The 25558-nt window shown below is 43.8% G+C and carries 20 protein-coding genes and 1 riboswitch; of the genes, 3 read left to right on the top strand and 17 right to left on the bottom strand.

Annotated elements, in window-relative coordinates:
* Positions 1-87: 87 nt before the first annotated feature.
* The 4 genes from AC58QO_RS15475 to AC58QO_RS15460 all read right to left on the bottom strand — a co-directional run bounded on the left by AC58QO_RS15475 (position 88) and on the right by AC58QO_RS15460 (position 6035).
* The gene (locus tag AC58QO_RS15475; RefSeq protein ID WP_497266917.1) at positions 88-1461 is read right to left on the bottom strand and encodes an ABC transporter substrate-binding protein; all 1374 of its coding nucleotides are present in this window, start codon (positions 1459-1461) and stop codon (positions 88-90) included.
* 114 nt (positions 1462-1575) lie between these two features.
* Positions 1576-3174, bottom strand: coding sequence for a response regulator (locus tag AC58QO_RS15470; protein ID WP_497266915.1), 1599 nt, complete (start codon positions 3172-3174; stop codon positions 1576-1578).
* Positions 3175-3182: 8 nt separating this feature from the next.
* Positions 3183-4940: a sensor histidine kinase gene (locus AC58QO_RS15465; protein ID WP_497266913.1), complete on the bottom strand. Its 1758-nt coding sequence runs from the start codon at positions 4938-4940 to the stop codon at positions 3183-3185.
* Between the two features lie 249 nt (positions 4941-5189).
* On the bottom strand, positions 5190-6035 hold the full coding sequence (locus tag AC58QO_RS15460) for a P-loop NTPase family protein (protein ID WP_497266911.1): 846 nt from the start codon (positions 6033-6035) through the stop codon (positions 5190-5192).
* Positions 6036-6184: 149 nt separating this feature from the next.
* On the opposite strand from AC58QO_RS15460, the gene AC58QO_RS15455 reads away from it, so the two are divergent.
* Entirely contained in the window at positions 6185-7933 is a 1749-nt protein-coding gene (locus tag AC58QO_RS15455) for an ABC transporter ATP-binding protein (protein WP_497266909.1), read from the top strand.
* 31 nt (positions 7934-7964) lie between these two features.
* Positions 7965-9767 (top strand): ABC transporter ATP-binding protein, encoded by a 1803-nt coding sequence (locus tag AC58QO_RS15450; RefSeq protein WP_497267501.1) that lies wholly within the window; start codon positions 7965-7967, stop codon positions 9765-9767.
* A 51-nt stretch (positions 9768-9818) separates the two neighbouring features.
* Here AC58QO_RS15450 and AC58QO_RS15445 read toward each other — a convergent pair whose 3' ends face one another.
* The 8 genes from AC58QO_RS15445 to AC58QO_RS15410 form a co-directional block, all read right to left on the bottom strand.
* The gene (locus AC58QO_RS15445; protein WP_497266907.1) at positions 9819-10601 is read right to left on the bottom strand and encodes an SDR family oxidoreductase; all 783 of its coding nucleotides are present in this window, start codon (positions 10599-10601) and stop codon (positions 9819-9821) included.
* Positions 10602-10627: 26 nt separating this feature from the next.
* On the bottom strand, positions 10628-11584 hold the full coding sequence (locus tag AC58QO_RS15440; RefSeq protein ID WP_497266905.1) for a D-2-hydroxyacid dehydrogenase family protein: 957 nt from the start codon (positions 11582-11584) through the stop codon (positions 10628-10630).
* Between the two features lie 159 nt (positions 11585-11743).
* Positions 11744-12244, bottom strand: coding sequence for a hypothetical protein (locus AC58QO_RS15435; RefSeq protein ID WP_497266903.1), 501 nt, complete (start codon positions 12242-12244; stop codon positions 11744-11746).
* A gap of 96 nt (positions 12245-12340) precedes the next feature.
* Positions 12341-12874 (bottom strand): hypothetical protein, encoded by a 534-nt coding sequence (locus AC58QO_RS15430; RefSeq protein ID WP_497266901.1) that lies wholly within the window; start codon positions 12872-12874, stop codon positions 12341-12343.
* 37 nt (positions 12875-12911) lie between these two features.
* Positions 12912-13286: a Rid family detoxifying hydrolase gene (locus tag AC58QO_RS15425; protein WP_497266899.1), complete on the bottom strand. Its 375-nt coding sequence runs from the start codon at positions 13284-13286 to the stop codon at positions 12912-12914.
* A gap of 126 nt (positions 13287-13412) precedes the next feature.
* Positions 13413-14207 carry a Nif3-like dinuclear metal center hexameric protein gene (locus AC58QO_RS15420; protein WP_497266897.1) on the bottom strand — a complete coding sequence of 265 codons (795 nt, stop codon included), beginning with the start codon at positions 14205-14207 and terminating at the stop codon, positions 13413-13415.
* A 50-nt stretch (positions 14208-14257) separates the two neighbouring features.
* Positions 14258-14722, bottom strand: coding sequence for a VOC family protein (locus AC58QO_RS15415; RefSeq protein ID WP_497266895.1), 465 nt, complete (start codon positions 14720-14722; stop codon positions 14258-14260).
* A gap of 81 nt (positions 14723-14803) precedes the next feature.
* Positions 14804-15379 (bottom strand): histidine phosphatase family protein, encoded by a 576-nt coding sequence (locus AC58QO_RS15410; protein ID WP_497266894.1) that lies wholly within the window; start codon positions 15377-15379, stop codon positions 14804-14806.
* A 212-nt stretch (positions 15380-15591) separates the two neighbouring features.
* On the opposite strand from AC58QO_RS15410, the gene AC58QO_RS15405 reads away from it, so the two are divergent.
* Positions 15592-16641 (top strand): rod shape-determining protein, encoded by a 1050-nt coding sequence (locus AC58QO_RS15405; RefSeq protein ID WP_497266892.1) that lies wholly within the window; start codon positions 15592-15594, stop codon positions 16639-16641.
* Positions 16642-16688: 47 nt separating this feature from the next.
* Here the strand turns inward: AC58QO_RS15405 and AC58QO_RS15400 are convergent, their stop codons facing one another.
* The 5 genes from AC58QO_RS15400 to icmF form a co-directional block, all read right to left on the bottom strand.
* Positions 16689-18083 (bottom strand): sensor histidine kinase, encoded by a 1395-nt coding sequence (locus AC58QO_RS15400; protein WP_497266890.1) that lies wholly within the window; start codon positions 18081-18083, stop codon positions 16689-16691.
* A gap of 196 nt (positions 18084-18279) precedes the next feature.
* Positions 18280-19968, bottom strand: coding sequence for a methyl-accepting chemotaxis protein (locus AC58QO_RS15395; RefSeq protein ID WP_497266888.1), 1689 nt, complete (start codon positions 19966-19968; stop codon positions 18280-18282).
* A gap of 68 nt (positions 19969-20036) precedes the next feature.
* A riboswitch (guanidine-I (ykkC/yxkD leader) is annotated at positions 20037-20134 on the bottom strand.
* Positions 20135-20249: 115 nt separating this feature from the next.
* Positions 20250-21152, bottom strand: a complete 903-nt coding sequence (locus AC58QO_RS15390) for a polysaccharide deacetylase family protein (protein ID WP_497266886.1) — start codon at positions 21150-21152, stop codon at positions 20250-20252.
* 177 nt (positions 21153-21329) lie between these two features.
* A complete protein-coding gene (locus AC58QO_RS15385; protein ID WP_497266884.1) occupies positions 21330-22097 on the bottom strand; it encodes a sugar phosphate isomerase/epimerase family protein in 768 nt (255 codons plus the stop codon).
* Between the two features lie 89 nt (positions 22098-22186).
* Positions 22187-25465 (bottom strand): fused isobutyryl-CoA mutase/GTPase IcmF, encoded by a 3279-nt coding sequence (icmF, locus tag AC58QO_RS15380; protein WP_497266882.1) that lies wholly within the window; start codon positions 25463-25465, stop codon positions 22187-22189.
* Positions 25466-25558 lie beyond the last annotated feature (93 nt).

Here is a 25558-nt window from a genome sequence, read left to right as displayed (position 1 = left end):
TTTGTATTATCCGTGTGATTATGTGCTGTATGGAATGAGAAAGCTCCTCCACCTAAGGTTGAAGGAGCTCGTCGTCATGTTTTTGCCTTATTTCGCAGCTGCTTTGATCTTCTCGTCAGAACGTTTTTTGGCCATTTCCACGGTTTTGTCAATATCCTGAACACCCATGAAGTACTTCTCGGCTTCTTCACCAATGATCTTAAAGATATCAGGGCTTGCCGTTTGGATCGGTTTAGATGCAAACGTATAATCCGCCTTGATCAAGTTTTTAAGAGAGTCTACATCAATCAGATGGCTAAAGTTGCCTACAAGCAGTTCTGCAACTTTGTTCACATCCGCTTTCTTATTGGAAGGCATTCTGCCGCCAGCGACCATATCCATGTTGCCTTCTTGTAAATACCATGCAAGGAATTTCATTGCTTCCTCTTTGTGCGTACTTTTTGAGTTAATGGTGATCTTATCCGATAAACCGGCGCCATCTATTTTCTTACCTTTTTCCATCTGTGGCATTGGGGCGAATACGACCTTAAAAGTGCGGTTCGGATACGTTTTCTCATCCTTAACTGTACCTAACATCCACAGTCCCGTGTATACCATTGCCGATTTACCTGTGAGTAACTGATTAGCAGGAGCGAGCTTATTCGCATTTGTTTCCGCATAAGAAACCGAAGCATTTGCGTCATAGAACGCCTTCTGCAGCTCCAAGCCTTTCTTGAAAGCTGGGTTATTGAAATTGGAAGTACCGTCTGGTGCATAGTTAGGATTCACTGGCTGCGAAGACAGAAGCACTTCCTGGGCTATAGGTCCATATGTGGGATTGAACATCATCCCCTTGCGATCGCCTTTCGTCAACTTCTTCCCTAGTGCTAGGAATTCATCCCAAGTCCAGTCTGTAGGTGCTTTCTCACCGACTTCATCAAGAGCCGCTTTATTTATCAAAATGGAGTTAATGCCTTTACTGCCCGGCAAATAGTAAATTTTTCCTTCACGCTTCACCAAGTTGTTGACCCCAATAATTTCTTCTACATTGAATTTGCTACTGGTAATAAGATCATCTAGTGGTTGAACCATCCCGGCTACCGCTCTGCGTTCCAAATCATTTTCCCCATAGTTAACGAACAAATCCGGCGCATCCGTCGGGGTGAGCAAAGCCGTATCCAGCTTTGTGTTGCCGGGAACGTCATTCACGTATCGCACATATTCCACTTGAATATCTTTATTAGCGGCATTCCATTTGTCAACAACCGCTTTAGGACCATTCTCTTCAAGTACACCGCCCCAAAATTTCAGCTTCACAACTTCCTTCGGCTTCTCAGATGGTGCAACTGTCGCCGCAACTGTTGCCGTTGCTGTAGTTGACTTCGTAACCTCTGGGGTTGGTGTATTCCCACTCCCGCAACCGCTTAAAAGCAACGAGAAAGTAAGTACAGAAGCAGCTGTAATTGTAGCCATTCGTTTCATTGTATATCCCCCTCGATTCATTGTACTGACATTTATAGTCTACTGCGGCGAGTGATGGAAACGAATGGCGGATTCTTAGCGAATTCCTTGCGATTCTTTGTAATCTTTACAAGCTTATGATTTGCCATGATACAGCTTTCGAAAGTCCATGGGGTGAACCCCTTCAATTTTCTTAAATAATTTACTAAAATGCGTAGGATCGCTATATCCGACTCTTTCAGAGATCTCATAAATTTTAAAGGCAGGATCTTTAAGCAATTCTCTGGCTCGTTTCATTCGCAGATTGATGATATGATCCATGAAAGTTTCGCCAGTCTCCTTCTTAAATAATACACTTAGGTAGTTTTCCGCAAATCCAACTTCCTTGGCTAGATCGGACACTTTTAACGGCAAATAGTACTGTTCATGAATGCGATCTACCACGATTTGAATTTCTGGGCGCCATTTCTTCTTAGATAGCTGCTTTGCGTAGTCCAAATAGGTCGATAGCCATCCCGATAACCATTCAACAATGTCTGAGAGCGATTCTGCACTCCGAATCACATGGTAAGGGTACTTGCCTTCATGAGCCGCAATTGCATAGATATCGCCTCCTTCTTCATTTACAAAGTTGGCGAACCGATCCAACAACTTAATGAGCTGATCTCTAATACGACTAGGTTGTACTTTACTGCCTGTATGAATGGCCTGATACCAAGTGTGTAAATGATGAAGGATCGACGAGCTATCCCCACTTTCCAACCACTTCGACCAATGTTTATCCGCTCCCAATTCCGGCGCATATGTATCCTCTAAGTAACATAATTGAGTATGATGAATGATCTGGCTTGGAGCGTAATAGAAGCGATGCTCTAAGGCTTGTAGCGCTTCCATGTAGGCAGAATGGAGACTAAAGATATGGGAGAAAGCGTTGGATACCCCTATACTCAGATCGATCTTCAGAAAAGTAAACACCGCTTCTTTCATCTCTTCCAATATCTCGATGTCAAACCCGTCTTTAATAATCGCAAATTTACCACTATCCAATTCAATTAACTCGCCATTGCCGTATTTACGCACAATTTCAGAGAGGATATTCGCGACAGAATAGCTAAGTAGTTGTTCACTCTGAAACTTCCCTTGCAGCAGTACCCAATCAAATTGGTCCAATTTGGCAACCACAACATGTATCGGCACCTGAAATGGCGTAATGTCGAACTCCTCTAACATCTGCTGAATTTCTCGCTTCGTAGAGGGCTTAACTAAAATATCTCGGAGTCGTTTCTCTTTCACTTCCCTGCCATATCTGTCAATCTTAAATTCAAGGTGAGACACTTCGTCGTCCCGCTGACGTTCTTTGTAAATTTCATTTTTTAACGTGTTCAACTTCACCAGCATTTCATCTGGATTCATCGACAACTTCAGAATATAATCCATCGCGCCTAGACGGAGAGCCTTCTGAACATATTCGAAATCGTTGTAGCTAGACAGGATGAGACACTTGGTAGCTGGCCATCTTTCACGTATATGCATGATTAGTTCCAACCCATCCATCTCGGGCATGCGAATATCAGCCAGCACAATATGACATGGTGTATTCTCAAGAATCCGCATGGCATCTACCCCATTAACTGCCTCTCCCACCAGCTCGAACCCGTTCTTCTCCCAGGGAATCAGTGTTTTCAATCCTACGCGCACTAATATTTCGTCATCCACAATTAATACTCTAATCATTCGGACACCTACTTTATCGGCAATTTTATTGTGACTTGCGTGCCTTTACCTTCTGTATTCTTTACGGTAAGCCCATATTGGGGTCCAAAATGCATACGCAGACGTTGATGAACATTAAGTAGACCAATTCCACTAAACTTCGCATTCGATTGTGACATATGATGCTCTAGCTTCTCTAGTTTTTCTTCTTGAATGCCTTGTCCATTATCCGTCACGATTACCCATAATAGATTATCTTGTTGAATTGCCGTAACATCGATCGTTAATGAAGTCCGATTCCCGTGTATAATACTGTTCTCGACAATCGGCTGAAGCGTCATCTTGAGGATGGATTGGTCCAGAAGAGTTTCGGGAACAGTTATTCTGACCGTAACATTGTCATGATAACGAATTTTTTGCAAAGCCATATACAATTCCAAATATTCCAGTTCTTCGTGCAAGGCGATAATCTCCCGGTTGTGATTCATGGAGAACTCGAGCAGCTTGCCTAATGCAGTAATCATCTCACTCACATGATTCGTTCCAGAGAGCATTGCCATCCACTTAATCGAATTTAATGTATTGAACAAGAAATGCGGATTGATTTGAGCTTGGAGCGCCTGAAAACGCGCTTCTTCCTTGTTTCGTTGTTCTTCTGATAAATGACTGATCAACTCCTGCAGCTGCTTTACCATTTGATTGAAGTGATGCCCGAGGGATGCAATTTCATCTCGACCTCTCACTTGTACGGTGGAATTGAAATCACCTTTGCCTAAACGTCTCATCGACTGAAGCAGAGAATGAATAGGCTTAATTAATCGAAGCATGATGAGAATGAACGCAATTGTACAAAAAACAAAACAAAATAACATCCAAAAAAGCGTCTGATTCTTAATCTCTTTGAGCTGCGCCAGAAATTGCTTCTTCGGTGTAAGATGGACCAAAACTTTGCTTAATTGAGGTACTGGTGCAATGTTTACCAAATAATCCTCATTTTCATATCGAAGCTGCTGTTGGATTTGATTAGGTTCTAATTGGATCCGATGTTTGGTACCTAATGAATCGTGACCAATCACCAAATCCATTTCATTCTCATTCAATAAGTACCAGTTTGTAATTGTACCGGACGTTTCCCCGCTTGCCCTCTGCAGCAACTCTTGAAGCGGAAGCCCGACAAAAACGATCGCATCGCGACCAGTTCCCACCTGACTTTTAATCATTCGAGTTAGCACGATTAAATTATTCGACTCTTGAATCGTACTATTTTGATGGGTATCTTTATTCAGAATACTCCATTCCGGATACCCGTTTTCGTGTCGCGTTGCCTCAAACCATGGTTCTTTCTCATAGAGATTGTACTCTTCCATAGGACTCTTAGAGCTTACGGTTGATAATACATATCCTCTGAAGTCAATTACAGAAACCTGAGCATCTTTGACTAAAAGCAAATCACGAATATTGGCTAATTTCCCTTGAGCAAGTATGATTCTTAAGTAAGCATTATAATTGCTCGACCAATTCGTATCCGAGGCCATGAAGTCAACAACAGCAGGGTCGAAAGCCACCAGGTTTGATGCGCTAACCATACGTTCCGCCATTTCATTCATCGTTTGGGCCGCTCGATTCACTAATTCCCTATTGGAGTTATGTACTTGAAGCTCAAGCACTTTCCTGGACGAATTATTATAGAAGAAAAAGACCAGCAAAAGAGGCAACACAATAATGATAAGGTAAGTAGTAATGATTTTCCCTCGAATCGATCCAGATACTTGCTGTACAATATTCATAATATCCCTTCTTTGCTTATGGGTTGCGATTTACAAATCGCGCTTCAGACAGTATGGATAGAAATACTACTTTAAACGAAAGCTTTAATGTAAGCGCGTTCAAAACTACTCATGTAATTCTCTTAGAATAAGTATTCGAGAACTGAGTAAACTATCCTGCACCCCATGACTTGAACAGACTGTCCCGTGTGCAAAAAAAGCACCCAAGACTGCAAGAAGTCTGAGCGCCGTTCTTTTCACACTATAGTTCTATCTCAAATATTCGGATAAAATCCCTATCAATACTTGCTTATACTCGTCTCTATGATACGAAGAGTTATTCACTTTTTTCTTGGTTATTTTTAGTTGGTTAAAAATCTCTTCTTCCAGCGCTTTCCTCGCTTCAAGTACCTTCAGAGTTCCCTCTAGCCCTGTGTAACCCTGCTGTTGTCCATACCCTTGATTCGTATAATAGGCTATAAATCCCTCTGACCATTCGATAGGTCTTTCCTTTACAGCGCTTCTGAAAGATTGACCAAGATCATCCTGTTCAACGTAAATCAATAAGGGATCCAGTTGCTCCACAATTGATGCTAGTTCTATAACATAACTAATAACGTCTTCCTTCTTTGCTCCATATTTAATCATCCCCACGGTTACTGGGTTTTGTATAAAGCAGCACTCAAAAACAAAGGTGTCTGTCCCATTCAAAGCACTCTCTGCAAACTTCTTCCAACGTTCAGTGATCAGTTTTCTGTTCTGGTCTAATGACAATTCATAGACATCATTTTTGACAACAGCATGTAGCAAGTTATCAGGAATACTGGATCCGTATTCATTTTTTAATTTGCCATATGCTAGCAAGTAATTGTTACCTTGTTGAATCATTTGATTACTCAACAAATCACTAAACTGTGCATAGGTATGCAATAATTCATCCCATTCATGCTTCTCGAAATAAGTGACACCATCATAGTCAGCTGGATGCACTGGATTTCCTTCTAAAAAAAGCTGAGATGGTATGTTCATTTCCGTAAGAATATCATGAACGAGTTGAGCCGTTGTTGTTTTCCCGAATCCTGGTAAACCCTCAATGATAACTAACTTCGATCTCATACTCATAATCCTCCATTCGCTATGGGATTAGATTAACATTAGGTTTTGAGAATTTCAATCAAGCTTGTTAAGCATTTATAGATGACAATTTGCTCAAATGGGAGTATCGTTCAATGTAGAGATTGACCAGGGAAAAAGGAGTGTACACGATGGGTTTTATGAAGAAGTATGTCAGTAAGCACTGGAAACTTTTTCTGGTTGCTGTCTTTTTTGTCAGTATGGAAGCGTTTGCGGATTTGCTTCAACCGACGATCATGTCTCACATTTTGGACGTCGGCGTTGCGGAGAAACGGCTTGATTATGTACTTCGGATGGGCGGCGTAATGCTGATAATTACTGCGTTCGGGGCTGTCTCGGCATCGCTTCGGAATATAGTGGCCAGCCACGTTTCGCAGAAATTCGGTAAAGAGCTTAGAAGGGATTTATTTGAAAAAATCCAATCGCTCTCGTTCACGAATCTCGATCAATTCGAACGCGCATCGTTAATTACGCGATTAACGAACGATGTGACACAGGTGCAAAATTTTGTGAATGGCCTTATGCGTATTTTTGTAAAAGCGCCCCTACTCTGTATCGGGAGTCTGATTATGGCTGTGCGGCTCAATCCGCAACTGTCGGTCGTGCTTCTCATCGTGGTACCAATCGTCGGTGTACTCGTAGCCTTGAACTTAAAAGTGGGTTTTGCCCGGTTTGTTGGCGTTCAGAAGGCGCTGGACAGCGTTAATCGAGTCATGCGGGAATATTTATCCGGTATCCGTGTCGTCAAAGCCTTCAACCGCTTCGACCACGAAGCGGATAAGTTTCAAAAGTCCAATACGGATTACCAAAACAAATCGATTCAGGTGACGAGGCTGCTTGCTATTTTTAACCCCTCTATCCTATTGACTGTGAATTTCGGCATCGTTGCAGTGCTATGGCTTGGCGCCTCGCGGGTTAATCACCAACAGATGCAAGTCGGGCACATCGTCGCGTTCGTCAACTACATGACGCAAATCTTGTTTGCATTGATGACAATTTCAATGGTGTTCAATATGTTCGTTCGAGCTAAAGCATCCGCTAATCGGATCGGTGAAGTATTCAGTACGGTGAATGAAATGACGTGGAATGACGGCACTGCACTTCCTGATCAACGTCCGGGAGGCCGAGTAGATTTTGTGAATGTTTCGTTTGCCTATGAAGGAGCAGCTGGTGAACCTGTATTGAGAAATATCAATTTGACGTGCTTTCCCGGTGAAACGATAGGGATTATCGGCTCCACCGGATCTGGTAAAAGCAGCCTCGTGAGCCTTGTCCCCCGTTTCTATGATACAAGCTCTGGCTCGATCAGCGTGGATGGTGTCGACATCCGTCAGCTGGACCCTGCTAAGCTGCGAGATCGTATTGCTATCGTGCCGCAGAAAACGATTCTATTCAGCGGCACGATAGAAGAGAACTTGCGTTGGGGCCACGAGCAAGCAACGCACGATGAGATTGCGCACGCCGCGACTATGGCGGAAGCGCATGGCTTTATTGCTGCGTACCCTGAGGGCTACGCAACCAGATTAGGTCAGCGAGGCGTGAACTTGTCCGGCGGACAAAAGCAGCGACTCTCTATCGCCCGCGCACTCGTACGGAAGCCGGACATTCTGATTCTCGATGATTGTACAAGCGCATTAGACACCGCAACGGAGACGAAAATCAAACAATCCCTCAAACAATTTGCCTCAGGGGTCACGTGTTTGATCATTGCGCAGCGCATTACTTCCGTTATGGATGCGGATAAAATCGTTGTCATGGACGATGGTGAAATTGTCGGCATCGGTACTCACGAGACATTAATGAAGAGCTGCCGCGTGTATGTCGAAATATTTCAATCCCAATTCGGAAAGGAGCTGCCTCATCATGTCGAAGCCGAATGAAGGATCACGTCAACAAACCCCTGACGTTCCAATGATCACAGGACCTCTTGCGCGAGGTGGCCGCACTCCGGCTGTGAAGCCCAAGAATTTTAAAGGCACCCTCCGCCGACTCTGGTCCTATTTAAATACCGAACGAAAATGGCTGACGATTGTTTTTCTCATTATTATTGCAGACTCCGCTTTGACGCTGGCCGGCCCTTATCTCATAGGTGTAGCGGTAGACGCGATGGCTGTAGGCCAAGTGAATTATAGCGTCCTGGATGTGGTTTTGATTGTTCTGATTTCCACGTACATCGCTGACGGCGGGCTTACCTTCTTACAGAGCTGGATTATGGCTGGGCTTGCACAACGCGTAGTAAAAAGACTTCGGCAAACGATGTTTGCGAAGCTGCAGAAATTGCCGTTGGATTTCTTCGATGGACGATCGCATGGTGATATCATGAGTCGTCTATCGAACGACATTGATAACGTGAGCAATTCGATTTCGCAATCGACTACACAATTAATGTCAGGTTCAATCGCGATTATCGGTTCCTTAGTGATGATGCTGATTCTAAGCCCCACCCTGACACTGGCGAGCCTTATTACGGTTCCACTCGTGTTCTTGCTTGCAAGAACTATTACTAAGCGCACTAGTGTTCTATTCAAAGAACAACAGGCACAGCTCGGCAAGCTGAATGGGCATATTGAGGAAACGATCACAGGACTTCTCGTTGTCAAAGCATTCAATCGCGAGAAAAAAGCGATCGATGAATTCAATAGCGTAAACGAACGATTGTATGCGGTTGGCTTAAAGGCGCAAATCTGGTCGGGTTTTCTGATGCCATTACTTAGCGTCATTAACAATATTGGTTTTTCCTCTGTTGCCATAGTAGGTGGGGTTCTTGCCGTCAAAGGTCACATCACGGTCGGCGTTATTGCGAGCTTCCTGAGCTATTCGCGCCAATTTGTTAGACCGCTGAATGAAATCGCGAACACCTACAATGTGCTGCAGTCTGGCGTGGCAGGGGCAGAACGTGCTTTCGAGGTGTTGGATGAAGCGGAGGAAGTGGAAGATGAGCCTGGAGCTATTGAGCTTCAGAAGCCAATCGGCCAAGTCACCTTCCAGGACGTCACCTTCGGTTATCGGCCGGATATGCCGATTATTAAGCAAGTCAGTTTCGAGGTGCCAGCAGGCAGCAGCCTTGCACTCGTTGGACCGACAGGCGCAGGCAAGACGACAATCGTGAATTTAGTGACACGCTTCTATGATACGACAAGCGGTACGATCTTGATTGACGGACGGGATATCAAATCCTATACCCGTGACAGTCTGCGCCGCAGCTTTGGCATCGTGCTGCAGGATACGTATTTGTTCTCCGGTACGATTAAGGAGAACATCAAATACGGCAAGCCTGACGCCACGGATGCTGAAGTAGTCACTGCGGCTAAGCTAGCAAATGCAGACACCTTTATCAGCCGGCTGCCACAGCGTTATGATACGCCGCTTTCCGAGAATGGCGGCAATTTAAGTCAAGGGCAGCGCCAGTTGCTTGCCATAGCGCGCGTCATACTGGCCGACCCTTCCATTCTCATTCTGGATGAGGCAACAAGCAGCATTGATACGCGGACAGAGCTTCATATTCAGGAGGCCCTTCTCTCCATTATGAAGGGTCGCACAAGCTTCATCATCGCACATCGCTTGAATACAATTCGAGATGCCAATATGATTATGGTCATTGATCGTGGTGAGATTGCTGAACAAGGCAATCACAGCTCGTTGATGAGCCAAGACGGCACGTACTCTCGAATGTTCTCCAATCAATTTAAAAATCTTGAAAATGCAGTAGAATAAACGCAAAGAAATACCCTCAGCTTGCTGGGGGTATCTCTTTGCATATACTAATTAATGAAAACCACCGGTGGAATGCAATACTTGCCCCGTTATCCATTCTGCATCATCTGTGGCTAGAAAGGCCACTAAACGAGCTGTGTCCCTGGGCATCCCTACCCTACCGGCATGAAAATGACTAGAGAGTTGCTGCTGGATTTCTGGAGTCATCCAACCGGTATCCGTCGGTCCGGGATTCACAGCATTTACAGTAATCTGCTTCGATCCTGCCTCAGCTGCAAATGTACGTGTGAAGGCATCGATTGCCCCTTTGGTCGTCGCATAAGAAATTTCACCAGCCATTGGCCCCAACGATTGCCCTGAGGTCATATTGATGATTCTTCCACCTGAATTCTTAGAAAAGCGCCTAGCAAATTCAACACTTAGCATGGTTACCGCCCTAACGTTAATTGCATAGTGAGCATCCAAGGATTCGGTGGTAATTGTGTTCAAGTCATCATTCACAGAATAACAGGCATTATTTACAAGAATGGACGGATGCCCCAATACTTGTTCAGCCTTTTCCATCACTTTCAAATAATTATTGGAAACCGAGAGATCCATCATATGATGTTCACAACGTACGCCGAGGGCCAATATCTCATTACGGAGTTGATCTTGTTCCTCGGTATTGCCTCCCCATGGCATTTGTTCATCAAAGTTCACCCAGTATGTGAAAAAAATATCAGCTCCTTCAGCGGCCAATGCTTTACAAATAGCTGCTCCGATTCCTGCGCTGCGACTTGCCCCTGTAACAATAGCGATTCTGCCTGATAATCGTCCGATATTGGAACTCATTTGTGATGTTCGCCTCCAATCATTATTCAAGAAAGCGTTCGAACAGGTGTTCCAGCTAGAAATGCTTCAATATCTTTAACCACATCTCTATAAAATGCTTCATAATTCGCTTTCGAAACATAACCGATATGTGGTGTCGTGAGAAGATTCGGAAGTGACCGGTAGATATCGTCCTTAGGTAACGGCTCCACCTCAAAAACGTCTACAGCCGCGCCAGCGATCCAGCCTTTCTGCAAAGCCTCAGCAAGCGCAGATTGATCCACAATCGGTGCGCGTGACGTGTTGATCAAATAAGCGGAAGCCCTCATTCGCTTCAAATCTGCTTCTTGAACCAAACCTCTTGTCCGATCGCTTAATACAAGATGAATAGATACAAAGTCGCTGCTCTCAAGAAGCTCCTCTTTGGAATCAGCGAATCTCACGCCTACTTCATCAGCCCGCTCCTTCGTTAAGTTCTGACTCCATGCCATCACATCCATACCGAACGCTTGGCCAAATTTGGCGATCTTGCTCCCTAGTTTGCCGAGACCAAGGACGCCAAGCGTCTTGCCGTACAAATCTGTTCCAATCGTGCTTTGCCACTGACCGCTGCGAATCGCATTGTGCTCTTGCACAATGTTGCGCGCAAGACCCAAAATCAATGCCCACGTGAGCTCAGCGGTTGCGTTGCCAGCCCCTCCGGTCCCGCAAACGATAACCCCTTGCGAGCTAGCTGCGGTCATGTCGATCGATGCATTGCGCATGCCAGTGGTAATAAGCAGCTTCAAGCGGGGAAGCTTGGCAAGCAGCGATGCGCGGAACGGCGTCCGTTCACGCATAATCACGACAATTTCGCAGTCGGCGATCTGTTCAATCAGCTCTTCCTCTTTATCAATATGCCGATCTATACTCTTGACCTCCACCTTGTCCATTATTCGGGACCAATCTGTGGCAGTCATCGCTACTTGCTGGTAATCATCTAATATCGCACAGCGAAGTTTCATTTTTATTTGCCTCCTTCAACATACGCATAATAACACCATTCTCAAACTCTATTTTACCATTCCTGTCTTTCAAGTAAACTTCTGTGAAATTCAACGAAATTCAAAAAAGAGCTGCATCAAGCAGCTCCTTCAAAATGGTTTCTTGTACGGTATTTTGAATCAGACAACCAACTTTTTTAATATTTCATCTACTTTTGATTGCATCGATTGCACAGTTGTTTTCCTATATTGAATACCTAATCGAAGTACCTTCAATTGCTGTCTGCGGGACAACTTTTGAAAACGGGGTTCACGTTTCAGAAAATTTCGAATGATATTCCAACTGTTAACTTCAATTCGTTCTGGTTTGAGATAGGGCACTTCATATGGCAGTTGTCTTTTTCGAAAGTTCTGAACCCATTTTCCAATGTTATCCGAAAGCTTGCTTTCCTCTACTAGACAGACTGCTCGATTTTTATTTGTGTGTTTTTTGATGAAATCGAAATGCTGATGACCGTCTTGAATGATATAACCGCCATCTTTTCTGCTTTTATACACTATTAAAAGGTGCATAAGATCCTGAGCAACTTTTTTAAACTCTTTCTTTCGTGGCGAAGTCTTCGTGATGTTGCCTGTCTGCTTAATTTTGTTTAGAGGTATATATTGCACTGTGTATCTCACATGTACCCCTCCTCATCACCGCTGCTTAGAATAATGTATTCTAAGTTATTACAGTGTATGTGTATACGAGCCATGGAGGTGCTTGCCTGATTACGATTACTGTATCGCCATAAAACGTATCAATCCTAATATAGCAAAACCGAATAAAACCGTGCCGGCACCAATGCCCGTAATCGCGCTATTCGCCACTTGGAGCTTCGGTGCTACAAACACGGCAACAATAGAGACAACAACCAGAAGCGTCGCAAGAATCCATAAGCTGGGATCATTAAATACACTTTTCAAACTAATAAAATGAATGCCAACGACAAAAGCGACCCAAGGCGCGACAAATGCTTTACGCTTCTTTCTGATAAGTACAAAAGCTCCTGCACCAGCCACAACAAATTCAGAATAAAAAGCAATTAAATAATTACGAAAAGCAGATGTCTCATTCAAAGCGGATGCTGCTTCCCAGTTCTTCACGCTTAAATAGACACCTATTAAGCAAACTACAAGCGCAATACCAGATGCAATCCCAAGATATATTCGCCAGCTTGATCTGGGATTTTCTTGTGCCCAACCGAACCAAACAAAACTAAACAAACCAAAAACAGATGCATACATGGCGTAATCCCTGATGTAATCCATCCTTTCGCCTCCGTTTCGCAATCTATTTGTACTGCAATCAGCCAATCACAGCTATAGCATCAATCTGAACCATGAACCCCATATCCGAATGGCTGATGGTCCTTGCAGGATACGGCTGATCGAAATATGTCTTGTAAATTTCATTAAAATGGTCGAAGCCAGCCCCTTCTCCGAGAAGTACCGTTACTTTCACGACATCTGAGAGCTTGGCACCTGCTTCCTCAAGTATCGCCTGTAGATTGTCCAGAGCACGAACCGCTTGTTCTTCCAGGGTTGTTCCGACTAAATAACCAGTTTCGGGATCAAATGGTCCTTGGCCAGCAACATAAACTGTATTCCCCGTCTTAATTGCTTGGCTATAAGGCATTGTACCTGGATTTTGGGCTTTCTGTGTAAATATCACGTCTTTCATAAAATACCTCCCACAATTTATTGAAAATTACAACATATCTCCATACTATCATTTTCAGGGAAGGGATTGGGTTGATTTTCCTAAAAAATAAAAAGAACAGGCCGCCGCGGCACCTGCTCCTTTAATTTAAACAATCTTAAAAATCGGACGCTCTTTAACGTAATGAACAGGAAGCTCAGGGTACATTTTTGAAAGGCTATTAGCAAGCAGCTTCATTCCCGGCTCTTCACTCTCTGCATGCCCAAGAACGATCAATGCCTTGTGCCTTCCTTGAAAAACAGCATCCCGGACATATTCAGGTGTTTCCCATTCTGGACCTTCTCCATAAATAATAAGATCCAGCTGCTCTTTTTCAAAAAGAGGAAGCGCATTCTGAGCTCCACCTCGATACCCTGCGAGTAAGCCAATCTTTGAACATGACATGCTAAGATCACCAAGTACTCTTACATATTCAATCCCTAGGCGGCTCTTGATATGTTCGGCGATTCCCTCAACCGCTTCATTGGGAATATGCACGATGGAGGACGCAGCATGATGCTCTTGAACGAAAGGCACCCATCCGAGTTCCTGAATTAGCCCCTCCATGATACCATCTGGCTTATAACGATGCCAATAATCGTGGAACCGGAATAATGCTATGCCCGATGCTTCCAGCAGTTGTCTTTTTTCCTCATATACGGGATCATTCTCAAGTTTTAAGCTATCATCATGGTGTGAAAAAAATGGTCCTTCATGCGAAATAATGAAATTCGCTCCTCGCTGTATCGCTTGCTCAATGACAGATTGTGTCGGCATGAAAGCGATCACAATCCCAGTCACTTCTGTGTCAGGATTGCCGAACTTCAGTGTATCGACCGTTTGCTCGAGCCTTCCGACCGGGGCTATTAACGCTTCGATTACCGATTTTATTTGTAAACTCATGGTCAGTCCCTCGTATCATTTGATGATCTTGCATGGTTCGTTTTAAACAGCTAATCCATCATACCACATTGACGCATCGCACCTAAAACTAGATTATAGCCATCAGGGTCTTGTATACAGGCATTCTTAAATTCCCAATTCCCATGAACGCCTGTAAATGGATCAACAGCAATAACACCACCATTGCCACGCACCTCTTCAATAAGTGAATCGAGATCGTCCCAGGTAACATGAATGAAGGTGTCCCAACCAAAGTCTGGTCCTTCCCATTCGGTCGGATAATCTGAGCGTTTTTGTGAAACGCTATTAGGTCGCACATCATCTGAGGAGACGGCTTGTTGTAGAATAAACAGCATACCATCTCGCTCCGCATGCCCCCATTCATCTAACTTACAACCAAGTACATCACGATAATATTCTTGTGATTTCTTTAAGTCGGTAACCAATCTCACTTGGATCGTTTTACCAAATTTTGCTTTCTGTATAGTGGATACATCCGAAGCTTGTTCATTCATGATAAGTATCACCTCTCCAATTCGAATATGATATCAAACTTCTTCATTTCCCCTATATTTTCCAAATTAAGGTGTAATCGTTTAACTCCATAACCGCTCCACACTTTGTAACTTCTTGTGTTCAAACTCGAGTTTATAAATATCAGGTTTACTTGTTTGCTTCCAGAATTCAAAGCCGTAACGCGAATCGAAATAATTCAATATAATCGTCATGATGTTTCCGTGTGTACCTATGGCCATTTTCTTTCCTTCATACTCAGACAATAATTTCAAAAAAACGGGTATCGCCCGTTCTTGCGCTTGCCGTGTGGTCTCGCCTTCAGGCATACAATAATCAATATTCGTAAATGACTGTTCAATACCAAGCACCAGATTTTCCTCAGAAACTGGATAATTTAAGCTCGCAATTGGTCTTTCGATCAGTTCTTTGTAGGAAATGATCTCTTTCTGTAAAAGCGCTGCCAACGGGTGCACGGTTTCTCTCGCTCGATGATAGGAACTAGAAATAATGACGTCAATTTCTTCGTGTTTTAACAACTCAGCGACTCTTATTGCGTCTGATTTTCCTTGTTCGGAGAGACTAGCACCTCCTTGTAATTCCGTTTCTAGTGAGAACGGAGCAATACCATGCCGAACGAAATATATGGTTGTTTTCATATCTTTTCATGCTTCCACCTTCACCTTAGTATATACGACAGAATTGGATTATTTAGGTATTCGTGGTTGCTCCAGCAAGTCCTCTTGCGAATTACATTTTTCTGGTAATTTGGCTTGCGCCCCCTTAAATCCGAGTTATAGCAAGAATACTATACAGACGTGAATGCCACCTCCAAGCCATGCCTAATTACAATCTAAGGAGGAAATAAGTAATGTTTAAGCAGTTTGATAAATTATTTGGAATTGATTTAGGTACGTCCAACACGGTTATTTTCGAAAAAGGAAAAGGGATTGTGCTTAACGAACCATCGGTAATCGCCTTTAATCAACATACAGGTGAGTTGCTGGCTGCAGGTGCCGAAGCACAAGCAATGATTGGCCGAGCCCCAGCCCATGTGGATATCACGTATCCTTTACAAAATGGTGTCATCGCTAATTTTGACAAGACAAGCATTATGTTGAAATATTTTATAAAAAAAATTCAAGGTCGCCCCTCTTTTCTACGCAGCTCACAAATTTATATTACCGTGCCTTGTGGGATCACGAATGTGCAAAAGCGTGCGATTGAAGAAACAATCGTCCACAAAGGCGCCAAAAAAGCGATTGCTGTAGAAGAACCCATTGCGGCAGCTCTCGGTGCTGGACTTATGCTAGACGAGCCTATTGGTCACTTAGTTCTCGATATCGGGGGTGGAACGAGCCAAGTAGCCGTCTTATCCCTCGGAGGCATTGTCGCAAGTCACACGATAAACCGGGGAGGCTTATCTATTGATCGTGACATTATGGATTATGTGAAACGTCAATATAACATGGAAATCGGTGAACCAACCGCGGAATTCATTAAGAAACAAATTGGGACTGCAATAGCTTCAACGGATGAACGTACACTTGACATTCGAGGACGTGACTTGGTTGATGGCTTGCCACGATCCATCCGTTTGGTCTCGAGTGAAATTTACACCGTGGTTAATGATTTCTTAGGCGCATTGATTGAAGCGATTCGAGCGACTCTGGAGCTTTGTCCACCGGAGCTTGCAGGTGATGTTATGGAACAGGGAATCCTACTTTGCGGAGGAGGCGCGTTATTGGAAGGTATCGATGAGCGAATTCGCGCAGAGACTGGCGTCGCCGTCCACATAGCGGATCAACCACTTGAATGTACAGCGCTAGGTACAGGCATGATGCTGGGCGTATATAGACCCAAGAACAGACCTATCATCCACGAAGATAAGTTAGACGAACAAACCGCAGTTAATCAATAATAAAAGCTTAGTCTGTGCGGTATTGACCGGCAGACTAAGCTTTTTGATTATCCAGCCCAAAGCGGCATGATGACTTTGATTTCTGTTCCTTGTTCGCTGCTATTCACGATCTCAATGTATCCACCGTGTGAATTAATAATCCGTTGGGAAATGGACATCCCTAGACCCATTCCGGTTTTTTTGGTTGTATGGAATGGCGTGAAAATCCGATCCCATTCCTCACAAGGAATACCGGATCCTGTGTCCATAAAGAGGACGTGGATTTCATTGTTCTTCGTATAGTAGTCAATTTTGAGCGTTTTTAGCTCTTTATCCTCCATGGCTTCAATACTATTATTGATTAGATTGATAAAAACTTGCCTTACTTTATCGCGATCTACATGCACAATGATATTTTTTTGTTGTTTCAGTTCAATGGTGACATGTTTATCCTTGATTTGTAATGAAGTTAAAGCCATGGATTCTTGAATGACATTCAAGATGCTGACTTCTTCCGTCTGTATTTTTCCACTTTTTATAAAGTGATTATAATTCGAAATGATGCTATTCATATGTTCGCCAGCAATTTCAATTTGGCTAACCATTCCTTTGGCATTCGAATCCAATTGATCGTTTCGAGACAATAGATCAGAATAGCCCTTCACAACGGTTAGTGGGTTATTGATTTCATGGATTAATCCTGAAGCTGAGATCTCAATTTGCTCTTCTTTATCTTTTCTTTTTAAAATTTGAGAGGTGTCTCGAATCATCCTTGTACTCATCTGAACAAAAATAAAGAAAATAATGATCGAAAAAATCATGACTGCAATTTGACTTGAATAAATGAATGTGCCTGCCTGTAAATTTAATACGCCGATCATATAGGTTAATAGGAACGTAAGACTGAATAAGGTTAGAAAGTTTCTCACATATTTATCCGTTACTTTTCTGCTCGCAATGAGGGTTAGTAAAATGCTGACAATCAATAGTTTAATATGGTTTACAAATAAGCCGCCCCATTCACCATAGATTGGATAGAGAACGGTCGTTTGATTCCCAAAGCCTTCTATTTGCTTTAAGCCTACTACACCAAGTTCTGTCCAATTGATGATATAAATAAAGATGGACCAGAGCCCATAAATGCCTAGCGTGTATTTATTAATAATACGATTCATCCATTTCGCTTCTTCTTTGGTTAGATGTTTTAAAGTGACATATCCAACATACAAAAAAGCCGGAGGAAGCATGATGGAACCGATCCGCAACAACTTAAACAGAAAAAATATCCAATCGTTTTTCAAGACATCATTGCTATATAAAACACTGACATCCAGCTGCCATATACTCATGAAAAACATGAAAACTAACATGGCATTCGTTAATTTTGTTTTGAACAACATTTTACAAGACATTCCCAAAAACAACGGTACCAATGACATGGCAGCCATAAGAATAAAATTCATAAATTAACCTACTTTCGATATCACAATTGTTTGATGATTTCCGCCATATTCTTAAGATGTTATTGCGATATCTAGCAAATACCTAACAAAAAGACCTACAACGGGTTAAGGTTGTAAGTCAGGTTTCATTATGACAGTCAGCCGTGACTTTGTGCATTATAACATATCTACCATTCTCGCGGAATAGGAATTGTTTCTATATATGAAAACGTTGGATCTGCGTATGCAATTCATTTGCAACCTGTGTGAGCGCTGCCGCATGCTCCGTTGCTTTTTCGACCGTTTCAAGCTGCTTTTGTACCATTTCGGACACACTTTTCGTGTTACTTCCTGTATGCTTACTGATCTCAGCCGCTTCGCTAAATGAAGCATAGATCTGCTCCGAACCCGCAGCCATCTGCTGCGACACGCCAGATACTTCCAGTGTATTTTGGAAAATCATCTGAATATCATCGCGGATGTTCTTGAACATCTCCCCAGCATGCTCCATGCTTGCCAGCCCCGTCACTACCGCTACTCCACCTTGATCCATCGCGAGATCTGCCCCATTCAAATCAGCTTGTATTTGTCCAATCAACTCCGTGATATGCTGAGCCGATTGGCTGCTTTGCTGCGCAAGCTTTCTTACCTCGTCAGCCACAACGGCGAAGCCTCTTCCGTGCTCTCCAGCATGGGCTGCTTCGATCGCAGCATTAAGTGCTAAGAGATTGGTCTGATTGGCTACCTCCCGCATTAATTCGATCACTTGATAAATTGCCTGTGACTTGGCATTCACCTTTTTCACCGCTTGATTGGCATGCAGGACTGATTCCTTGAGTGCATACATCCCAGTTACAGCAGTTTCGATTGACTTACTCCCCATCGTCGCAAGGGAAACCGATTGTTCCGATTTCAAAGCCATCGTCGACATATGATCAGCCACACGTTGGATGTCCGAGGCGATTTCTCCCATGGCCATCGAGCTTTCTTCGATTCCCTTCGCTTGGGAATTTGCCCCATCTGCCATATCTATCGCTTTTAGATCAATCTCATGCGTAATCTTAGACGTTTGCTCAGAAGATGCAACCAGATGCTTTGTTGCAAGGTTAACACGGTTCGCAGATTCCCTAACTTGGTGAATCAACCCCTGAATCATATCCATCATTTTATTAAAAGATTGTGCTAATTGCGCAATTTCATCTTCACCCTGCAGCTCGATTCTCTCACGTAAATCACCCGTACTTCCGGAGAGCTCTTCCAGCTTCCTTTTAACCAAGTTCATCCGTGAAAGAATATGCTTCGTTACCCAAAACGCGATCGCGACTGCTACTAAAATAGAGATGGCAACAACAGTCAACGCAATGAAGGTTCGCAGTTTGACGAATTTCACCATCTGAATCGAACGATCCTCAATATGCTGCTCCTGCAAATGTTGGAATCGGTTCAGCAACTCAGCAAAGCGATTACGAAGCTCCGCATAGTCACCAGCGAAAATACGCAGCGTCTGCGCTTTATCGCTAGCAGCCAGCTCCATCATTTTCGTTTCAAGCTCTACCAATTTCACATTATCAGCGTCCAGATCACGAAAGATTTGTTTCTCTTCTTCTGTCTGCAAAAGACCTACCGTTTCCTTGATATGTTTATCGATCTGTTCGGCATAAGCATTATAGGTATCACTTTCCCCTTTATTCGCGGGATCAATGATAATCCCCCTCACAGAATCGGTTAATCGGAGATCTTCATAGCGAATTTGATTTGCTAGATTCAGTAAATGGACATCATCCTGCGCAAAACGTTCAAATGAGGACGACGTCTGCCGAAGTGAGGCATATAAAATCGTAAGCGAAATTAAGAACAACCCAACAATAGTACCAAAGCCTAACAGAAGTTTCACTCTAATCGTCATCAGTACCCCTCCTATGAGTCGCCTCATCCACGGATAAAATAAAAGCCCGAGAGGTATCAGAATCGATAACCTCCCGGGCTTTTATCCCTCCGTGAACACAGCGCGCTGTGAGTTTTCTCTCGGACCTGACCGATAGATGCATCGCGGAACCCTAGAAAACTTTTAATATATGTTAGATAATATAACACAATATTCGACAAATTCAAACAAAAATGTTTAATTAGCATTACTGCGTTATTATTTCTAACATCAATAATACGTGAATTGCATATATTTCTGAACTATTTCTGATCATACAGCTGCATTTTTTTGAGCAAAATGTCAGAGGAAACATACGGCATTCCTGCACTTATACGTGAGATTTCTCCACTGTTGCCTGTGTTAATGCCTTCTCTCGTTGTGAAAAACAGAGTAAATCCTAGCTGTTTAGCATCTTGGATAACTGACGGATTGTATTCCCCTAATGGAAAACAGAGGAACGAAAACGGATTATGGAGCTTCGTCTTCAAAAATGCCTCACCCAACAGTAAATCTTCTTTCACACGCTGCCTTCTCTCTTCATCCGATTCAACTCGATTCTCCTTGGGCAGGAAGAGCTGATTAGTCATGGAGGGCACTAAATTCCCTGCCTCATCACGTTTTTTCTGATGAAGATCATAGGTATGCGAATAAAAGCTATAGCCGTCGCGTTTCATTTCTAGTATTTGATTCCAGGTCAGAAACGGCAAGGAAGGATTGTCTGAGTCAACATCACTTACAATAAGAAAATTCGTCGCAGGATACCCCATCTGCTTAAGCAACGGATAAGCCTTCTCATAATACGATCGGTATCCATCATCAAATGTGATAACAACCGCATTAGGGGGTAATGTTTTTCGATGTGCATGAAAGCAAGCATAATCTTCAATCGTGATTACGTTGTAGTGCTTTTCTTTTAATGCTTGTAGATGCTGTTTGAATTTGGTAGGTGTAATGGTGATGAACGATTCCTGATCATCCAGATGATGATAGGTTAGGAACACTGCTTTGTTGGTGTAATGGATTGATTTCATGTCGAGCTGTGAGTTCATGGATGCGCTTACATGTGATGTTGAGCAAATTGAATCTAACGGGTTTTCCTGCTGTTGTCCTGTCAGTCCCCATCCTCCCGATAGAAGAAACAAAAGTAAGAAATAGGCGTGCAATTGGATCAACCTCCCCAAGCATCTCCAAATCCATCCCTAAAAATATACTCATTGGTGTATTGGTTAGAACACATGATTAGACAAGCTCTATAAAACAAAAAAACCCACCATGGGATGGCGGGCTTCCTTCGCATTCCTAAATATTCACTTGTTTCTTCGACTTACATCTACCTATAACTAGGCTTTCATGCCTAATTTCGCAAGATTAGCAAAGCTGATCTCTAAACTTTCGAAAGGATTACGGTCATAACAGTCATCCTGCTCAACCGCCGCCCACTCCACACCAATCTCCTCGCAAGCTTGAATAATGCCTTTGAAATTCATATTCCCTTCGCCGATTTCCGCAAAGCGTTGTTTCCGATCCGGCGTTATCATCATGTCCTTGAAGTGCACAACCTTCATTCTTCCGTCCACTTTGCGAATCCATTCAATCGGATCAGCTCCGCCAGCTTGCACCCAATACACGTCTAGTTCAAAATCTACGGAAGTTGGGTCCGACTCTTCAAGTATAATCTCCATACCCGTCTTTCCGTCATACTTGGCAAACTCAAAGTCGTGATTATGATAGATGAACTGTAAACCAGCACTTTTCAGTTGTCTCCCGAATTCGGATGCTTGTTTGGCAAAAGCTGCATAGCCTTGGCTAGTCTCTCGAAATTCAGGCGGGAGTCCGCCTAACCCGACATACTTGCAATTCCACGCCAAATGCTTCTCAATGACGCCATCCATATCGTTTAATAAATCGTTGTACCCGATGTGAGTTGCGCAAATGGTCAAGCCTTCTTGATCCGTAAGCGCTTTAAATTCATGAATGCCGATAGGTCCGACACCTGATGCTTGTACGGACTGGTACCCCATTTGCTTTACTTTTTTCAAGCTTTCGCTAATGTCCTGCGGGGTTTGTAAATAGCTGCGAAGCGTATACAATTGCGTGGCGATTCTCATTCATCTCACTCCATTCAACAATTTTGACTCACTTCATATATAACATGGAATGGACGAGAGAGCTACATGCATTTATTGACCTCAATATCCTACATATTCCTCCGATACTGTCCGCCCACTTCATATAATGCTGATGTGATCTGCCCTAGGGAAGCCACCTTAACCGTTTCCATGAGTTCTTCGAAAAGGTTCCCATTACTGCGGGCCGTTTGCTTTAGTCGCTCCAGAGCCACAGGACATGCATGCTTATGTTGTTCCTTGAAGGCGTGAAGCCCAAGAATTTGCGTTTCTTTCTCTTCAACAGTTGAGCGTGCCAATTCTATTTCCACCGCAAATTGATCTGCATTTGGTTTTATAAACGTATTCACGCCTATAATCGGCAGCTCTCCAGCATGCTTCTTATGCTCGTAGAAAAGGGATTCTTCTTGGATCTTGCCACGTTGATATTGTGTTTCCATCGCACCTAATACGCCGCCCCGGTCATGAATCCGCTCAAATTCAGCTAATACAGCTTCTTCCACGAGATCAGTCAAATCATCCACGATAAAAGAGCCTTGCAATGGATTCTCATTCTTCGTTAAGCCATACTCCTTATGGATGATCAATTGAATGGCCATCGCTCTGCGTACAGAATTCTCTGTCGGCGTCGTAATGGCTTCATCGAAGGCGTTCGTGTGTAAGGAGTTGCAGTTATCATAAATGGCCATGAGCGCCTGTAAGCTGGTGCGAATATCATTAAAGTCCATTTCTTGTGCATGTAAAGAACGACCTGAAGTTTGAATATGATACTTTAGCTTTTGGCTTCTCTCATTCCCGCCATATTTATTCCGAATGACGGTTGACCATATCCGCCTAGCGACTCTTCCCATGACGGTATACTCAGGGTCCAGCCCATTGCTGAAAAAATAAGAGAGGTTCGGCGCAAAATCATCAATACGCATACCACGGCTCAAATAATATTCGAGAAAGGTAAAGCCATTAGCCAATGTGAAAGCCAACTGCGTAATGGGATTCGCTCCCGCTTCTGCGATATGATAGCCGCTAATACTTACGGAATAGTAATTACGCACTTTATGATCGATGAAATATTGCTGAATGTCCCCCATCATTTTCAAGGCAAATTCTGTAGAAAAAATGCAAGTATTTTGCCCTTGATCTTCTTTCAGAATATCCGCTTGTACGGTGCCGCGAACGGTTTGCAGCGTTGATGCCTTTATTTGCTCATAAGCCTCGGCCGTCGGTTGATTGCCGTGTGTCTGTACATAGCGGTCCACTTGCTGCTCAATCGCAGTATTCATGAACATGGCCAAAATCATTGGAGCTGGCCCATTAATGGTCATCGAAACGCTGGTGGATGAATGGCATAAGTCGAACCCGGCAAAGAGCTTTTTCATATCTGCGAGTGTACATACATTCACACCGCTGTTGCCTATTTTCCCATAAATATCAGGTCGATAGTTGGGATCTTGCCCGTACAAGGTAACACTATCGAAAGCCGTCGACAATCGCTTCGCCTCCTCGTTTTGACAGAGATAATGGAATCGGCGGTTAGTGCGCTCAGGTGTTCCTTCTCCAGCAAATTGGCGCTTCGGTTCTTCATTGGTCCGCTTAAATGGAAACACGCCAGCCGTATAAGGAAAATATCCTGGTAAGTTCTCCTTCAGCAGCCAACCCAGGATTTCCCCCTCATCTTCAAACCTTGGCAGGCTGATCTTGGGGATCTTCGTCCCAGAGAGCGATTCCGTAAACAAAGCTGTAATCGTTTCTCGATCGCGAACTCGTGTGACAAGTTCACCCTGTACATAGGCTTGACGAATTAGCGGCCATTCTTGAAGCAACTTCTTACATGCTGGATCAAGCATGGTCGTATAATGAGCTACTCTTTCGTTCAACTTCGCATTCACAATTTGCGATTCCTCGTCAGCCCCCTCCTGCCCAAGGTGATCTGACATCATGATCTCTTTCGTTCCTCGCAGTTGGAATAGCTTACGCGCTATCTTGACCTGCTCTGATGTGAACTTCTTATACTGTCGGACCGTTTGCACAATTTCACCTAGATAGCCGGTCCGGTCAGGCGGAATTATGATACTCTTCGATGATACTGCTTGAAGGTTAGCCGGTTCATCTACTAGCCAATCACCGCCTGTTTTGACCGCAATTAGTCTCATGACTTCGGCAAATAGAACGTTAGTTCCAGGGTCATTGAATTGACTGGCAATCGTGCCAAACACAGGCATTTCCTGGGCAGGTGTGTCAAATAGGCCATGGCTCCGCTGAAATTGTTTGCGCACATCGCGCAAAGCATCTTCCGAACCGCGTCGTTCAAACTTATTAATGACAATTACGTCAGCGCAATCGATCATGTCTATTTTCTCCAGTTGAGACGCTGCCCCAAATTCACTTGTCATGACGTACATCGCAACATCGCACAGATTTACAATGGCGGAATCCCCTTGTCCAATCCCGCTCGTTTCCACGATGACCAAATCATAGCCAGCATCTTGCACTACTTGTATGGCTTCTTTGGTTGCAAGGCTCAGTTCTGATTTTGCGTGACGTGTGGCTAAGCTGCGCATATAGACGCGCGGGCTGTTCACAGCATTCATGCGAATCCGGTCACCTAAGAGTGCTCCGCCTGTTTTCATTTTAGAGGGATCGATCGAGATAATGGCTAAGCTTCTGTCCGGGTATTGCGCAAGAAAACGTCGAACCAGTTCATCTGTGAGCGTACTCTTCCCAGCTCCTCCTGTTCCCGTAATGCCAAGGACTGGTGCGATTGCCGCGCTGTTTTGTACGTTGGGTGACTCTGGTAAGGATGGCGTAATTAGGCCGGTTTCAGCGACTTCTTCAACAGCAGTAATGGCACTTGCAATGATACCCCATAGATTTTCCTTCTTCGATACAGGGTGTTCATCAGCGAGCTTCCTTGGCGTGGGCATGTCAACCTCTCGAATCATGTAATTTATCATGCCTTGAAGTCCAAGTTCACGCCCATCGTCGGGTGAGAAGATTTTGGCAATGCCATAAGCGTGTAATTGTTGGATCTCCGAGGGAACGATGACCCCGCCTCCGCCTGCGAAAACTCGAATATGACCAGCTCCATACTGCTGGAGAAGGTCGTACATATACGTCAGATACTCAATATGACCGCCTTGATAGGAGCTGATCGCGATGGCTTGCACATCTTCTTGAATAGCTGCATGAACAACCTCATCGACAGCGCGATTATGACCTAGATGAATTACCTCAACCCCTGATGCTTGTAAAATCCTTCGTATCACTTGAATGGAAGCATCATGCCCATCAAATAAAGCTGATGCCGTAACAAACCTGACATGATTCTTGGGCTGATAGACTTGTGTGTTCACAGGAAACCCACCTTCTTATCCTTGTCGTCGTAGAAGCAACCAAGCGTCGATATCGCGTTTTATCCGATTAGTATGCAGATTAGAAGCAAATCA

It is taken from the genome of Paenibacillus sp. J31R30 (assembly GCF_059692115.1).
This window is presented reverse-complemented; position numbering and strand designations above follow the sequence as displayed.